Source organism: Leifsonia aquatica (genome assembly GCF_014190775.1).
Taxonomy (GTDB): Bacteria; Actinomycetota; Actinomycetes; order Actinomycetales; family Microbacteriaceae; genus Leifsonia; species Leifsonia aquatica.
This window is the reverse complement of the sequence record NZ_JACHVP010000001.1, coordinates 940,029-955,372: the sequence shown is the minus strand read 5'-3', so window position 1 is coordinate 955,372 and position 15,344 is coordinate 940,029. Positions and strand designations below refer to the sequence as shown.

General features: G+C 71.6%; 10 protein-coding genes. 5 read left to right on the top strand and 5 right to left on the bottom strand.

What is annotated here, in order from left to right; genetic code table 11:
- Window positions 1-2: 2 nt before the first annotated feature.
- Together FHX33_RS04540 and FHX33_RS04535 are read right to left on the bottom strand one after the other, a co-directional pair.
- Window positions 3-677 (bottom strand): helix-turn-helix domain-containing protein, encoded by a 675-nt coding sequence (locus FHX33_RS04540; protein ID WP_183428211.1) that lies wholly within the window; start codon window positions 675-677, stop codon window positions 3-5.
- Window positions 674-2,173, bottom strand: a complete 1,500-nt coding sequence (locus FHX33_RS04535) for an APC family permease (RefSeq protein WP_338091998.1) — start codon at window positions 2,171-2,173, stop codon at window positions 674-676. Before FHX33_RS04535 ends, FHX33_RS04540 begins: the two co-directional genes overlap by 4 nt.
- Before the next feature lie 199 nt (window positions 2,174-2,372).
- Between FHX33_RS04535 and FHX33_RS04530 the strand changes: the two genes are divergently transcribed.
- The 3 genes from FHX33_RS04530 to FHX33_RS04520 are packed head-to-tail and all read left to right on the top strand — an operon-like array spanning window position 2,373 to window position 6,422.
- Complete coding sequence (locus tag FHX33_RS04530) at window positions 2,373-3,875, top strand: APC family permease (protein WP_039923588.1); 1,503 nt, start codon at window positions 2,373-2,375, stop codon at window positions 3,873-3,875.
- Window positions 3,876-3,888: 13 nt separating this feature from the next.
- Window positions 3,889-5,892: a primary-amine oxidase gene (locus FHX33_RS04525; protein WP_021764824.1), complete on the top strand. Its 2,004-nt coding sequence runs from the start codon at window positions 3,889-3,891 to the stop codon at window positions 5,890-5,892.
- Entirely contained in the window at window positions 5,889-6,422 is a 534-nt protein-coding gene (locus tag FHX33_RS04520; protein ID WP_183428210.1) for a hypothetical protein, read from the top strand. The genes FHX33_RS04525 and FHX33_RS04520 overlap by 4 nt, the downstream gene beginning before the upstream one ends.
- A 76-nt stretch (window positions 6,423-6,498) precedes the next feature.
- Here the strand turns inward: FHX33_RS04520 and glgP are convergent, their stop codons facing one another.
- Window positions 6,499-9,072 carry an alpha-glucan family phosphorylase gene (glgP, locus tag FHX33_RS04515; protein ID WP_183428209.1) on the bottom strand — a complete coding sequence of 858 codons (2,574 nt, stop codon included), beginning with the start codon at window positions 9,070-9,072 and terminating at the stop codon, window positions 6,499-6,501.
- 58 nt (window positions 9,073-9,130) lie between these two features.
- On the opposite strand from glgP, the gene FHX33_RS04510 reads away from it, so the two are divergent.
- Window positions 9,131-11,257 (top strand): alpha-1,4-glucan--maltose-1-phosphate maltosyltransferase, encoded by a 2,127-nt coding sequence (locus tag FHX33_RS04510; protein ID WP_420870867.1) that lies wholly within the window; start codon window positions 9,131-9,133, stop codon window positions 11,255-11,257.
- 51 nt (window positions 11,258-11,308) lie between these two features.
- Complete coding sequence (gene glgB / locus FHX33_RS04505) at window positions 11,309-13,516, top strand: 1,4-alpha-glucan branching protein GlgB (protein ID WP_183428208.1); 2,208 nt, start codon at window positions 11,309-11,311, stop codon at window positions 13,514-13,516.
- Here the strand turns inward: glgB and FHX33_RS04500 are convergent.
- Both FHX33_RS04500 and FHX33_RS04495 read right to left on the bottom strand, forming a co-directional pair.
- Window positions 13,500-14,285 (bottom strand): SDR family oxidoreductase, encoded by a 786-nt coding sequence (locus FHX33_RS04500; RefSeq protein WP_183428207.1) that lies wholly within the window; start codon window positions 14,283-14,285, stop codon window positions 13,500-13,502. The genes glgB and FHX33_RS04500 overlap by 17 nt on opposite strands.
- Window positions 14,286-14,334: 49 nt before the next feature.
- Window positions 14,335-15,312, bottom strand: coding sequence for a tetratricopeptide repeat protein (locus FHX33_RS04495; protein ID WP_021765709.1), 978 nt, complete (start codon window positions 15,310-15,312; stop codon window positions 14,335-14,337).
- Between the last annotated feature and the right edge of the window lie 32 nt (window positions 15,313-15,344).

The following is a 15,344-nucleotide window of genomic DNA, read 5'->3' as shown; positions in this document are numbered from 1 at the left end:
CGTCACACCCGCTGCAGCAGCGACCCCAGCCGGATCGCCGTGTCGGCGACCAGCGAGACCAGACCGTCGCGGTCCGCGAGGCGCGCGGCCGGGAGGGCCAGAGCGAGGCCCGCGATGAGGCGGTCGTCCTCGCCGCGCACGGGGACGGCCAGGCAGCCGAAGCCGGGCGTCAGCTCCCCCTCCTGCGTGGCGTAGCGCGTGGGCGACGGGACGGTGCGCGCCGCCTGCTCCGCCAGCAGCAGGCGGCCCAGCGCGGAGACGCTGAGGTCGCTCCCGATCCGCTTGGGGTCCGAGAGCGGGAAGTCGGGGTCGACGTCGACCGGGACGACCCGTCCCTCCCGGTAGACCGCGAGATGCACGCCGCCGCGGATGTGAGTGCGCAGGTCGGTGACGGCCTCCCGCGCCGTCGCCGCGGCATCCTGGGCCTGGGCCACGTCCGCCAGCTCGGCGACCTTGCGGCCGAGGGCGAAGCCGCGGAGGTCGGGCATCCGCACCAGGTACTCGTCCTGCACCAGGAGGTTGAGGAGGCGGTACGCCGTGGCGCGCGGCAGGCCGAGCCGCACGGAGATCTGCTGCGCCGTGATCCCGGGCCCGGAGCGCGCGACCTCCTCCAGCACGGCGAGGGCGCTGTGCACCGCGCCGGGCTGCCGCCCGCTCAGCTCCGGGATGGCGTTCATGGCGCGCCGCCGAGCACGTCCCCCGTCGTCGGTTCGTCGTAGAGGCCGATCCGCCCCAGGGCGTCCGCCCGGCGCCTGCGGCAGAGCAGGTAGAGGATCGCCGCGATCGCCGCCACCGCGGCGAGCAGCACCACGGCGAGCCAGCGCGTTCCCGAGACCTCGAGCCACAGGTCCAGCCCGAGCGCGGCGATCAGCCCGGCGGCGGCGATCCCCGCGGCGACGGCCGGGCCGATCGTGAGTTCTCCGATCCGGCGCAGGAAGAACGGCGTCGCGACGCACACCAGCGCGTAGGCGGTCATGTAGCCGGCGGCCGCGCAGACGACGATCACGCCCATGGCCTGCCAAGCGCCCATCCCCGAGGCGACGAGCACCGCCGGTACGGCCACCTCGGCCGCCAGTCCCACGGCGAGCGCGATGTGCGGGGTGCGGAAGCGGCGGTGGGTGCGGCCGAGGGCGCGCGGCGCGATGCCCTCGCGCCCGAGGGAGAACAGCACGCGGGCGAGGGCCGTGGTGGAGGCCAGTGCGCAGGCGAGGAAGGAGCAGGCGAGTGCTGCATCCAGCAGGAGCCCGATCCATTCGACTCCGGCGCGGGCGGCGAGGTCGTTGACGGGGCTGTCGCTGCCGGCGAGGTCTCCGCCCAGGGCGTCGAAGCCTGCGAGCTGCGTGTAGGCGGAGAGCAGGTAGAGCACACCAGCTGCGATGACGGTCCAGCGGATGGTGCGCGGGATGGTGGCGAACGGCCGCCGGGACTCCGCTCCGAGCGTCGCCGCGCTCTCGAAGCCGACGAAGGCGGTCACCGCCACCGTCGTCCCGGCCGCCAGCTGCGGGAGGCCGACGTCGCGCGGCAGGGCGACGTTCCAGAACGACGATCCCGGCACGCGCACGAGCAGCACGGCGATCAACACGAGGATGGCGGCGATCGAGAGCAGCTCGATGACGAGCGTGACACGCGTGGAGAGGCGGATCCCCCGCCACAGGACGAGCAGGCAGAGCGCCCCGAACCCGACGAGGAGCAGGAGGACGAGCCCGCGCGAGCCGGCCAGGCCCGGCGACGCGTGGGAGAGGAGGGTGAGCGAGTAGTACGCCGCCCCCAGGAGGGCGAACATCGCGACGAACCCGTAGCCGACCAGCATCGCGGCGCTGGTCGCGAAGCCCGCGCGCACCCCGAGCCCGCGTGCGGCGAACGTGTACAGGGATCCCGTGGCGGCCATGCGTCGCGTGAACTGGTTGACGGCGTACGCGACGAGGGCCATCAGCACGGCCGCGAGCAGGAACGCCAGCAGCGTTCCCGACCCCGCGCGCGCCGCCACCAGCACCGGACAGGTCGCGGCCGCCGCCGAGGGCGCCACCGCGCCGACCGACTGGGCGAGCACATCCACGAAGCCGAGGCTGCGGCGGTCGAGCCCGGCCAGGGGCGAGCGCGCGGGCAGGCCGTCGACCGGCCGCGGATCGGCGATCGCCCGGCTCAGGGCCGTCACGGGTGGGTGTGCTGTCACGGGGTGCTCCTCGCTCGCGAGGCTACGTCGCGTGTGTTGCGTCCCGGTTTCGGCCGCGTCACGGGATCGTGACCGGCGAATGCGACACAGGTCGTCCCATTCGGCGAGCGCCGACTCTTCACGCGTGCGGAACGGCGGCGCAACACCGTGTCGTGAGACTGGCCGCACCATCCCCTTTCCCGTCTCCTTGGAGGAACTCATGACCGCAGCACAGGAGCCGCAGGCTCTGCTCGGCGATCCGCTCGCGCTCCGCGGCGCAGGCGCGTCGCGTCAGCTGTCGGGCCGGCTCGGCGTCGGCTCCATCGTCTTCATGGTGGTCGCCGCGGCGGCTCCGCTCACGGTGATCGGCGGCGGCTTCCCGGTCGCGGTCCTGCTCGGCAATGGGGCGGGGGTGCCGAGCATGTTCGCGATCGGGGCGATCATCCTGTTGTTCTTCGCGGTGGGGCTGAGCGCGATGAGCCGATTCATCCCGAAGCCCGGCGCGTTCTTCACGTACGTCGGGTACGGGATGGGGCGGCCGCTCGGACTGGCGGCGGCATACCTGGCGCTGCTGACGTACACGACCGTACAGGTGGCGGTGTACGGCTACCTGGGGGCGACGCTCGAGTCGTCGGTCGTCGCGCTGCACGGGCCGGACCTCCCCTGGTACGTGTACTCCCTGGCGATGATCGCGCTCGTGGGCGTGCTCGGGTACCGCCACATCGAGCTGAGCTCGCGGGTGCTGGGCGTGCTGCTGATCGCGGAGGTCGGCATCGTGATCGTGCTGAGCGTCGTGATCATCGGCACGGGCGGCGCGGACGGGCTGTCGCTCACCCCGTTCGAGCCGAGCACCGTGCTCTCGGGCTCCCCGGGCATCGGGCTCATGTTCGCGCTCGCCGGGTTCATCGGGTTCGAGTCGACCGCCATCTTCCGCGACGAGGCGAAGGAGCCGGAGAAGACCATCCCGCGGGCGACCTACATCGCGGTCATCGCGATCGGCGTCTTCTACACGTTCGCCTCCTGGGCGCTCGTGATGGGCTGGGGCCCTGCACAGATCGTGGACGTGGTGGCGAAGGACACCGGCGGCTTCATCGTCAACACCGCCGTGCACTACCTCGGCTCCGTGGGCGGGGTCATCGTGAACGTGCTGCTGATCACGAGCCTGTTCGCCTGCGTCCTGTCGTTCCACAACGTCGTCACCCGCTACCAGCACTCGATGTCGAACGCGTCGGTGCTCCCGGCCCGGCTCGGCCGCGTGCACGGCACCCACGCCTCCCCGTACATCTCGTCGCTGGTGCAGACCGTGACGGCCGCCGTCCTGATCGGCATGTTCGCGCTGTTCCACCTCGACCCGGTGCTGCAGGTCTTCACCTGGTTCAGCGGCATCGCGACGCTGGCGATCGTGGTGCTGATGGCGCTGACCTGTCTCGCGGTGATCGTCTACTTCGCCCGCACCAAGACGGGCGCGGGACCGTGGCGCACCGTGATCGCGCCCGTCATCGGGCTGATCGGCCTGGTGGGCGTGACGGCCATCATCGTCGACAACTTCCCCCTCCTCATCGGCGACGTGGATGCGCAGGGCACGCCGGTGCTGGGTCCGCTCTCGCTCGCCTTCTTCGCCGCCATGCTCGCCTTCCCGGTGATCGGCGTGGTGCAGGCCCTCGTCCTGCGCCGCAGCAAGCGCGACGCCTACGAGAACATCATCGACACCATCAGCGCCTAGGAGACGTAGCACCATGACCACCGAGCTTCCCCTGACCCTGCCCGCCGACGAGACGGCCGCCACCGGCCCGCTCTCCAGCCTGACCGCCGCAGAGATCGAGACCGCGGCACGCATCCTCCGCGACGCCGGAGCGGTGACGGACTCCGCGCGCTTCGTCTACGTCGGCCTCCTGGAGCCCGACAAGGCCGACGTGCTGGCCGCCCGCGCCGGCACGGCCCCGGCTCCCGACCGCGAGGCGCGCCTCCTCCTGCTCGACGTCGCCACCGGCGAGAGCACCGACGCCGCCGTGTCCCTGACGCGCGGGGAGGTCGTCGCCCTCGTCCCCATCGACGGCGAGCGCGGTCAGGTGCCCATCCTCGAGGAGGAGTTCGAGGCGATCGGCGGCATCCTCGTCGCCGACCCCCGTTGGCTGGCCGCCCTCGAGAAGCGCGGGCTCACGGCCGAGCAGGTCGTGTACGCGCCCCTCTCGCCCGGCTCGTACGACATCCCGGGCGAGGAGGGCCGCCGGATCATCCGCGTCTTCGCCTTCCGGATGGACCACGCCGAGGACCACCCCTGGGCGCACCCCGTCGACGGCCTGTGCGCGTACGTCGACATGATCGCCCGCGAGGTGACGCAGGTCGTGGATGCTGCGGAGCACCCCGTGCCCGAGGAGCCGGGCAACTTCCACCTGGAGTCCGAACGCCCCGCACCGCTGGACACGCTCAAGCCGATCTCCATCACCCAGCCCGAGGGCCCGAGCTTCGCGGTCGACGGGGACACCGTCACCTGGGCGAACTGGTCGTTCTCGCTCGGCTTCGACGCCCGCGAGGGACTCATCCTGCGCGACCTCGCCTTCGCCGATCCGGATCAGGACGGCGCGGTGCGTCCCGTCATCTACCGCGCCTCCATCGCCGAGATGGTGGTGCCGTACGCCGACCCGTCCCCCACCCGCTACTGGCAGAACTACTTCGACACGGGCGAGTACCTGTTCGGCCGGTTCGCCAACTCCCTGACGCTCGGCTGCGACTGCCTCGGCGAGATCCGCTACTTCGACGCGGTGATGGCGGACGAGTTCGGCCGGCCGAAGACCGTCTCCAACGCGATCTGCATGCACGAGGAGGACTACGGCACGCTCTGGAAGCACACCGACATGTTCACCTCCGCCAACGAGGTGCGGCGGTCGCGGCGGCTGGTGATCTCGTTCTTCACCACCGTCGGCAACTACGACTACGGCTTCTACTGGTACCTGTACCTCGACGGCACGATCGAGTGCGAGGCCAAGCTCACCGGCATCCTGTTCACCTCCGCGTACGTGGAGGGGACGCAGACCGCCAGCGAGGTCGCGCCCGGCCTCGGCGCCCCGTACCACCAGCACCTGTTCTCGGCGCGGCTCGACATGATGGTGGACGGGCTGGCGAACGCGGTCGAGGAGGTGGATGCGGTCCGCCTCCCGATCAGCGCCGCGAACCCGTACGGGAACGCCTTCACCAAGCGGGCGACCCGCATCGCGAGCGAGGCGGAGGGCGCCCGCGACGCCGACGCGTCCGTCGGCCGCACCTGGCACATCGTCAACACCGAGAAGACCAACCGGCTCGGGCAGCCGACCGGTTACGTGCTCCACGCCGAGCAGAACCCGACGCTGATGGCCGACCCCTCGGCGACGGTCACGGCCCGCGCCGCGTTCACGACCAAGCAGGTCTGGGTGACGCAGTACGCGAGCGACGAGCGCTACCCCGCGGGCGAGTTCGTCAACCAGAACCCGGGCGGCGACGGCCTCCCGGCGTACATGGCGGCCGACCGGCCGCTGGACGGCGAGGACATCGTGCTCTGGCACACGTTCGGACCGACCCACTTCCCGCGGGTCGAGGACTGGCCGGTGATGCCGGTGGACTACGCCAAGTTCACGCTGAAGCCGTACGGCTTCTTCGGCCGCAACCCCGCCCTCAACGTGCCCGCCGCGGAGCCGGCGCACTGCGCGCCCGGCCATCACGAGCACGGCCACCACGCGCACGGCGACCACTCGCACCACGGATGATCGAGGCCCTCCACCTCGGCAGCATGCTCCCGGCGACGCTGGGAGCATGCTGCGTCGCCGGGGGCGCCGACCGCCGCTCCCCGCTGGCGTGGCTCGGGATGCTGGCGATGCTCGCCGCGATGGCCGACACGATGCTGCTCCCCCGGCCGGTTCTCGCGCCGGTCGTGTGGGCGGCGCTGCTCGTCGCGCTCGCCCTCGCGACGGCCCTGCGGCAACGGCTGCGGCCGCGTCCGACGGCCGGCGGGCCGAGCGACCACCCGGTGCGCGCGATGGCCGTCCACCGCTCGCTGCAGGCGGTGCTGATGGCCGGACTGATCGTGGTCGGTTCCGGCCACCACGCCACGGGAGGCGAGGCGCACGCCGGCCACGGCCTCCCCGTGGTGCTGCTGCTCGGGGTGGCCGCGATGGTGTTCGCGTTCGCCTCGGGAGCCGTCGCCCTGCGCCGCGGTCTCCCGCCGCTGCCGCGTGCCGAGGCCGCTCTGGGAGCGGCCTCCGTCGCCCTCATGGCGCTACCCCTGCTCGCCGCCTAGCCGAGGTTCACGTCGTGGCGCTCATTCGGGCTCCGATGAGCGCCACGACGTGAACCTCGCGCGGGGTCTGGAGGCCCTAGGAGGCGACCGAGACCAGGCCGAGCTCGGCGGTCGACAGCAGGAGGTCGTTGACCGGCACCACACGCACCGTGTAGCCGAACGAGCCGGCCCAGGCCAGCGTGACGGTGCCGACGTACTCGTGCGCGACGGACGGGTCGTCCGTGCCGGGCACGCCGTCGTCGAGGTCGAGGCGCTGCTGCCGCACGTCGACGAGGTCGTCGCCCTCCTGGCTGCGGCCGTAGACGACCTGCACCTGGACGTCCTCGGGCTTCAGCCCGTTCAGGTGCACGAGCGCGCGCACGTGCAGCTGGTCGCCGACCTGCGGCACCGCGTCCACACCTCCCGCGTCGACGTGCGCGACGTTCACGCCGGGCCAGGCCGCGCGCACGCGGCCCTTCCAGGCGGCGAGTCCGCGCGCTGCGGCGAAGCCGTCCGCGCTGAGCCGCTCCTCGTTGCGCGACGCCGGGATGTAGAGCCGCTCCACGTACTCCTTCACCATGCGCTCGGCGCTCAGCGCGGGCGACAGGGTCGACAGGGTGTGCCGGATCTGGCCGACCCAGGTGGAGGGCACGCCGTCGCCGTCGCGGTCGTAGAAGCGCGGGGCGATGATGTGCTCGATGAGGTCGTACATGGCCTCGGCCTCGAGCGCGTCCCGCTCCGCTCCGTCGCCGGCGGCGTCGGCCGACGGGATCGCCCAGCCGTTCTCGCCGTCGTAGAACTCGTTCCACCAGCCGTCCAGGATCGACAGGTTGAGCGCCCCGTTGAGCGCCGCCTTCATGCCGGAGGTGCCGCAGGCCTCGAGCGGACGCAGCGGGTTGTTCAGCCAGATGTCCGTGCCCGGATAGAGCAGCTGCGCCATCCCGATGTCGTAGTCCGGCAGGAAGACCATGCGGCCGCGGATCTCCGGCTCGGAGGCGAACTGCACGAGCTTCTGGATGAGGCGCTTGCCCTCGTCGTCGGCCGGGTGCGACTTGCCCGCGATCACGAACTGCACCGGTCGCTCCGCGTGGAGCAGGATGTTCCGCAGCCGCTGCGGGTCGTGCAGCATCAGCGTGAGCCGCTTGTAGGTCGGCACGCGCCGGGCGAAGCCGATCGTGAGCACGTTCGGGTCCAGGAGGTCGCTCATCCACACGGGTGCGATCCCGCCGGGGTTCTGCTCCTCCCACGCGGCCTGGAGGCGCTGGCGGGCGTCCTGCACGAGCTGCTCGCGCATCCGGTTGCGCACGGACCACAGGTCGCCGTCGCTCACCGCGCCGGAGTTCGCCCAGTCGGCGTGCGTGGTGTCGTCGGTGCCGAGGCGGTCCAGCGCGAGGGCGCGCAGCATCGGGTCGGTCCAGGTCGGCGCGTGCACGCCGTTGGTGACCGAGTCGATCGGCACCTCTTGCGGGTCGAAGCCCGGGTAGAGGCCGTTGAACATCTGCCGGCTGACCTCGCCGTGCAGCTTGGACACACCGTTGGCGTGCTGACCGAGCCGCATGCCCATCACGGCCATGTTGAAGACGTCAGGCGAGCCGCCCGGGTAGTCCTCCGCGCCGAGGGAGAGCACCTGCTGCACCTCCACGCCGGGGAGGAGGGAGGTGGAGAAGTAGCGCTCCACGAGCGGCCGGTCGAACCGGTCGATCCCGGCGGGGACCGGGGTGTGGGTCGTGAAGACCGTCCCGGCGCGCACGACCTGCAGCGCCTCGTCGAAGCTGAGACCGTCGCCGATGAGGTTCGCGATGCGCTCCAGGCCGAGGAAGCCGGCGTGGCCCTCGTTGGTGTGGAAGACCTCGGCCGCCGGAGCGCCCGTCAGCTCGGACCACGCCTCGAGCGCGCGCACACCGCCGATGCCGAGCAGCAGCTCCTGCAGCAGACGGTGCTCGCCGCCCCCGCCGTACAGCCGGTCGGTGACGGAGCGCAGGCGCTCCTCGTTCTCGGGGATGTCGGTGTCGAGCAGCAGCAGCCGCACGCGTCCGACCGCCGCCTGCCAGACCCGCGCGTGCAGCACGCCGTCCGGGAGGGCGAGGGAGATCTCGACGGGTGTGCCGTCCGGGGTGCGCAGCACGCTCAGCGGGAGGCCGTCGGGGTCGAGCGACGGATAGGTCTCCTGCTGCCAGCCGTCCGGCGTGATCGCCTGGGAGAAGTAGCCGGACCGGTAGAACAGGCCGACGCCGACCAGCGGGACGCCGAGGTCGCTGGCCGCCTTCAGGTGGTCGCCGGCGAGGATGCCGAGGCCGCCCGAGTACTGCGGCAGGGCCGCGGCGATGCCGAACTCCGGCGAGAAGTACGCGATCGTCCGCGGCGCCGACTCGCCCAGCGTCTGATACCAGCGCGGGTCGTGCTGGTAGGCGCGCAGCTCGTCGCGGGTGTGGTTCGCCCAGTCGACGTACCCCTGGTCGGCGGCGAGCTCGGCTAGGCGGCCGGGATCGACGGAACCGAGGAGCGCGACCGGATCATGCTCGACCTGGTGCCACAGCTCCGGGGAGATGCGGGCGAAGAGCTCCTTGGTCGGCTCGTGCCACGACCAGCGGAGATTGCCCGCCAGCTCCTCCAGCGCGGAGAGGGTGTCGGGCAGGACGGCTCGGACGGTGAATCTACGGATGGCCTTCACCCGCCCCACCCTACGGGAGGCTCATGTCGTGCAGGTTAATGAGTGTACGGTCGGGGTTGTGGGAAAGAGCGCAGCGACCAGCCCGTCCGCCGCAGCGGCACCGGGGGCCACCGTCGATCACCTCCCGGAGGAGGGGTCGCGGCAGACGACGGCCGAGACGGCATCGGCTGCCGAGAGAGAGCCGCAGGCCGAGTACGTCCCCCTGTTGACACGCATCCCGATCCTCGGCCTCTCGCCGCAGGTCGACGAGGGGCACTGGCCGGCGACCGCCTTCCGCGGCGAGGTCGTCCCGTTCCGCGCGACGTCGTTCCGCGAGGGCCACGACCGCATCGGCGTCGACCTGCTGCTGCTCGACCCGGCCGGCGTGCAGACCGAGCACCACATGCATCCGATCAACCCGGGCACCGACCGGTGGGAGGTGGAGGTCCAGCTCGAGACGGAGGGCCTCTGGCGCTACCGGGTCCAGGCCTACGCCGACGACTACGCCACGTGGAAGCACAACGCCGAGGTGAAGGTCCCCGCCGGGATCGACGTCGAGCTGATGCTGACGACCGGCCGCGAACTGCTCGCCGGCGCCGCGAAGGACAAGCGCCGCAGCCCGGCCGAGCGCCGCCACCTCGGCGAGGCCGCGAAGGTCGTCGCCGACGCCGCTCTGCCCGTCGCCGAACGCTTCGCTGCCGCGACCGACGAGCGCATCGTCGGCATCCTGACCGAGCGTCCGATCGTCAGCCTCCCGTCGCTCTCCGAGACCCGCGCCGTCACCGTCGAGCGCACCCGCGCCGGCGTCGGCAGCTGGTACGAGTTCTTCCCGCGCTCCGAGGGGGCGAAGAAGCTCGCGGACGGCTCGTGGAAGTCCGGCACCTTCCGCTCGGCGGCCAAGCGCCTCCCCGAGGTCGCCGCGATGGGCTTCGACGTGGTCTACCTGCCGCCGATCCACCCGATCGGCCGCACGTTCCGCAAGGGGCCGAACAACTCGCTCGAGGCCGGACCGAACGATCCCGGATCGCCGTGGGCGATCGGGTCCGCGGAGGGCGGCCACGACGCCATCCACCCGGATCTCGGCACCGAGAAGGACTTCGTCTACCTCCTCGGCAAGGCCAAGCAGGCCGGCCTGGAGATCGCGCTCGACCTGGCCCTGCAGGCCTCCCCCGACCACCCGTGGGTCACCGAGCACCCCGAGTGGTTCACGACGCTGCCCGACGGCACGATCGCCTACGCCGAGAACCCGCCGAAGAAGTATCAGGACATCTACCCGATCAACTTCGACAACGACTACGACGGCCTCCGCGCCGAGGTGCTCCGCATCGTGCGGCACTGGATGTCGCTAGGAGTGCGCATCTTCCGCGTCGACAACCCGCACACCAAGCCGCTGCACTTCTGGGAGTGGCTCATCCACACCGTCAACGCCACCGATCCCGACGTGGTGTTCCTCGCCGAGGCCTTCACCCGCCCGGCCCTGCTCCACACGCTGGCGAAGGCCGGCTTCCAGCAGTCCTACACCTACTTCACCTGGCGCAACACGAAGGAGGAGCTCGAGGAGTTCCTCACCGGGCTCGCCACCGAGACGGCCGACTTCCTGCGGCCGAACCTGTTCGTGAACACGCCGGACATCCTCACCGAGTACCTGCAGTTCGGCGGGCCGGCCGCGTTCAAGATCCGTGCGGCGGTCGCCGCGACCGGTGCTCCGACCTGGGGCGTGTACTCCGGGTTCGAGCTGTTCGAGAACGTCGCGCGCCCGGGCGCCGAGGAGTACATCGACAACGAGAAGTACGAGTACCGTCCGCGCGACTACACCCGCGCCCAGACGCTCGGCCGCTCCCTCGCGCCCTACCTGACCATGCTGAACCGCACCCGCAGCGAGCACCCCGCCCTGCGCCAACTGCGCAACCTGCACGTGCACCGCAGCGACGACGACGCCATCCTGGTCTACTCGAAGCACCTCCCCGGCGCGTTCACCCGCAGCGGCAAGGCGGACACCGTGCTCGTCGTCGCGAACGTCGACCCGCACTCCGCCCGCGAGACCATCGTGCACCTCGACGTCGCCGCACTCGGGCTTCCGCCCGAGTCGTCGTTCGAGGTCAAGGACGTCGTCACCGGCCAGCGCTGGACGTGGGGAGCCGACAACTACGTCCGCCTCGACGCGTTCACCGAGCCCGTGCACATCCTGGTCGTCAAGCCGCTCTGAGGCGCGGCCTCCCCGCCGCACCCAACGACCACACCCCTCCGAAGGAGTCCGATGAGCCCGATCCCCGAAGGCGCCGCCGCCGTCGACCTGCCCACGCTGGACGACGGCCTGCTCCTCGCCGTCGCGACCGGCGCGTACCACGACCCGCACGTGGTGCTCGGCCAGCACCAGGTCAGCGCGCCCGGCGTCGCCGACCCCGTCACCGTGATCCGCGTGCTGCGGCCGCTCGCCACCGAGGTGTTCGCCATCCTCCCGACCGGAGCCCACCTCGAGCTCGCGCACCTCGCGCACGGCATCTGGCAGGGCGTCGACATCGTCGGCCCCGGCGCCTACGAGATCGAGGCGCGCTACGCCGACGGCAGCACCTGGACCGCCGACGACCCGTACCGCTTCGCGCCGACGATCGGCGAGCTCGACCTCCACCTCATCCGCGAGGGGCGGCACGAGCAGCTCTGGACCGCGCTCGGCGCGCACGTGCGCGACCTCGGCGGCGTGGTCGGCACCGCGTTCACCGTCTGGGCGCCGCGCGCCAAGGCCGTGCGCGTGGTCGGCGACTTCAACGGCTGGGACGGCACCCAGCACGCGATGCGCACGATGGGCGTCTCCGGCGTCTGGGAGCTGTTCGTGCCCGGGCTCGGCGACGGCGAGCTGTACAAGTTCGACATCCTCGGCCGCGACGGCGCGTGGAAGCGCAAGATCGACCCGATGGCGCAGACCGCCGAGATCCCCCCGGCGACGGCCTCCGTGATCACGACCTCCCACCACGACTGGCAGGACGGCGAATGGATGCGGCGCCGCAGCGAGACCGACCCGCACTCCGGCCCGATGAGCATCTACGAGCTGCACTTCGGCAGCTGGCGGCCGGGCCTCGGCTACCGTGACGCCGCGGACCAGCTGATCGACTACGTCGTCGCGCTCGGCTACACGCACGTCGAGTTCCTGCCCCTCTCGGAGCACCCCTTCGGCGGCTCCTGGGGCTACCAGGTCACCGGGTACTACGCCCCGACCAGCCGGTTCGGCTCCCCCGACGACCTCAAGCACCTGATCGACCGCCTCCACCAGGCCGGCATCGGCGTGATCATGGACTGGGTCCCCGGCCACTTCCCCAAGGACGACTGGGCGCTCGCCCGGTACGACGGCGAAGCCCTGTACGAGCACCCGGACCCGCGCCGGGGCGAGCACAAGGACTGGGGCACGTACATCTTCGACTACGGCAACTCGCAGGTCCGCAACTTCCTGGTCGCCAACGCGCTGTACTGGCTCGAGGAGTTCCACGTGGACGGACTGCGCGTCGACGCCGTCGCCTCGATGCTCTACCTCGATTACTCGCGCAACGCGGGCGAATGGGAGCCGAACATCCACGGCGGTCGCGAGAACCTCGAGGCGATCGGCTTCTTGCAGGAAGTCACCGCGACCGCGTACAAGCGCAACCCCGGCACCGTGATGATCGCCGAGGAGTCGACGAGCTACAGCGGGGTGACCGCCCCGACGTCGTCGGGTGGCCTCGGCTTCGGGCTCAAGTGGAACATGGGCTGGATGCACGACTCGCTGCAGTACATGCACGAGGACCCGATGTGGCGGTCGTACCACCACAGCGAGCTCACGTTCTCGTTCGTGTACGCGTGGAGCGAGAACTTCCTCCTCCCGATCAGCCACGACGAGGTCGTGCACGGCAAAGGCTCCCTGCTCGGCAAGATGCCCGGCGACCACTGGCAGCAGCTCGCCAACGTGCGCGTGTTCCTAGCCTTCATGTGGTCGCATCCCGGCAAGCAGCTGCTCTTCATGGGCCAGGAGTTCGGGCAGCCGTCCGAATGGAGCGAGGAGCGCGGTCTCGACTGGTGGATCCTCGACCAGCCCGCGCACCAGGGGCTGTGGAACCTCGTCGCCCAGCTCAACGCGGTGTACCGCGCGCACCCCGAGCTCTGGGCCCTCGACAACGAGCCCGCCGGCTTCGAGTGGATCGACGGCTCTGACGCCGCGGGCAACGTCATCGCGTTCGTCCGCAAGGATCGCGACGGCTCACCACTGGTCGCCGTCTTCAACTTCTCGGGCGCACCGCACGACGGCTACCGCGTCGGCCTCCCTTTCGCCGGGGAGTGGGAGGAGCTGCTCAACACGGACGCGGACGCGTTCGGCGGTTCGGGCGTCGGCAACCTCGGTGGCGTGACGGCGGCGGACGAGCCGTGGATGGGCCGGCCGGCCTCGGCGGTGCTGACGCTGCCGCCGCTCGGCGCTCTGTGGCTCAAGCCCCGGCGCTGAGCCAGGCGGCGTAGTCCGCGCCGTCGACGGCGTGCTCGGGCGCCAGGTTGTGCCCGGCACGCCAGGTCGCACCCAGCGGGCCGCCGAGACGCAGCGGGAGGATGGGGCGGCGAGAGCCTTTCGCCGACTTCCACTGTTCGGCGAGGGCGCGGGCGCTCTCGACCGTCGGGCCCCCGATGGTGCGCAGCGAATCGTGTGCACCCTCGAGCTCGGCATCGTCGAGAAGCGCCCGCGCCACGTCGTCGACGGCGATCGGCTGGAACCGAGTGCCGGCCGGCGCGATCAGCGCGCCGAACGGGCGGCCGCGTTCGAAGACCGCGGACACGAAGTCATGGAACTGCGTCGCTCGGACGATGTGCGTCTCGAGGGGTGACTCCGCATACACGCGCTCCTGCGCCAGCTTGGCGCGGTAGTACGGGTAGCGGGAGTCGTCGATCCCCGCGATGGAGAGCAGCGCGGCGCGGTGCACGCCGAAGCGGGCCGCCGTGTGGAGCAGGTTCTGGGAGCCCACCGCGAAGACGTGCGCCGCCTGCTTGCCCGACCCGTTGCTCGTGTCGATCAGCACGTCGACGCCGTCGACCGCCTCTTCGAGACCCGCTCCCCCGACGAGGTCGGCCGTCACGTACTGTGCGCCCTCGACGTACGCGGGGGCGTCGTCGTCGGGAACGCGTCGCGAGGCGACGACCACGTCGTGACCGCGCTCGACGGCTTCGGAGGTGACGGCGCGTCCGGCCAGGCCGGTCCCGCCGACGACGAGCACGCGGGTCATGCAGTGCCTTTCGGGAGGGGGACGGGTGCCGCCTCCGACGCAGGCGACGTCAGTACAGCAGCGACGTCAGCCTAGCCCGCGCCCTGGCGACACGAGGGTCGTCCACCCCGACGATCTCGAAATAGTCGAGCATGCGGGTCCGGACGGTGTCCTTGCCCGCGGCGTCCAGCGTCGGGAAAAGGGTGAGCAGTCGGTCGAACGCGTCCTCCACGTGGCCGCCGGAGAGGTCGAGGTCGGCGACATCCAGCTGGGCCTGCGCGTCACGCGGGTCCGCGGCCGCGGCGCCGCGGATGGCGTCGAGCGTCTTGCCCGCCAGGCGCGCGAGGAGGCTCACCTGGGCGAGTCCGGCGACGGCCATGGCGTCGCGCGGGTCTTGCGCGATCGCGGTCTTGTACTCCTGGATCGCGGTGTCGTAGTCGCCGCGCTCGATGGCCTCGTAGGCCTCGGCGTGGTGGGGAGGCAGCGGCTCGGGCTCGGGCTCGGCCTGCTCGGCCTGCTCGCCGTCCGGGGCCAGGCCGGCGTCGCCGTCGACCGTCACCGTACCGGTGACACCGTTCTGCGCCGCGAGCTCGAGGAGCTGGGCGAACACGTCGCGCACCTCCTGCTCGGGAAGCGCCCCGACGAAGAGCTGCACCGGGCGCCCGCCCACGAGGGCGGCGACCGCCGGGATGGACTGCGCCTGGAAGGCCTGCGTGAGCTGCGGGTTCGCATCCACGTCGACCTTCACGAGCACCACGCGCCCGGCGTAGTCGGCGACGACGCGGTCGAGGATGGGGCTCAGCTGCTTGCACGGGCCGCACCACTCCGCCCACAGGTCGACGACGATCGGCACCCGCATCGACAGGTCGATGAAGTCGTTGAAGTTGGCGTCGGTGCCCTCGAAGTAGAGGCTCGGCAGCGCGAGCGCCTCACCGGCCGCGGCAGGCGCACCCTCCACGGGGGCCGCGGGAGCGGCCGGACGGTTGACCAGCGAACTCAGGTCGACGGCGCCCCGCAGGTTCGTGGGCGGGGGTGGGATCTGACTCATGACACCTCCAGAAGGCGGACCGGGTCCGCGTG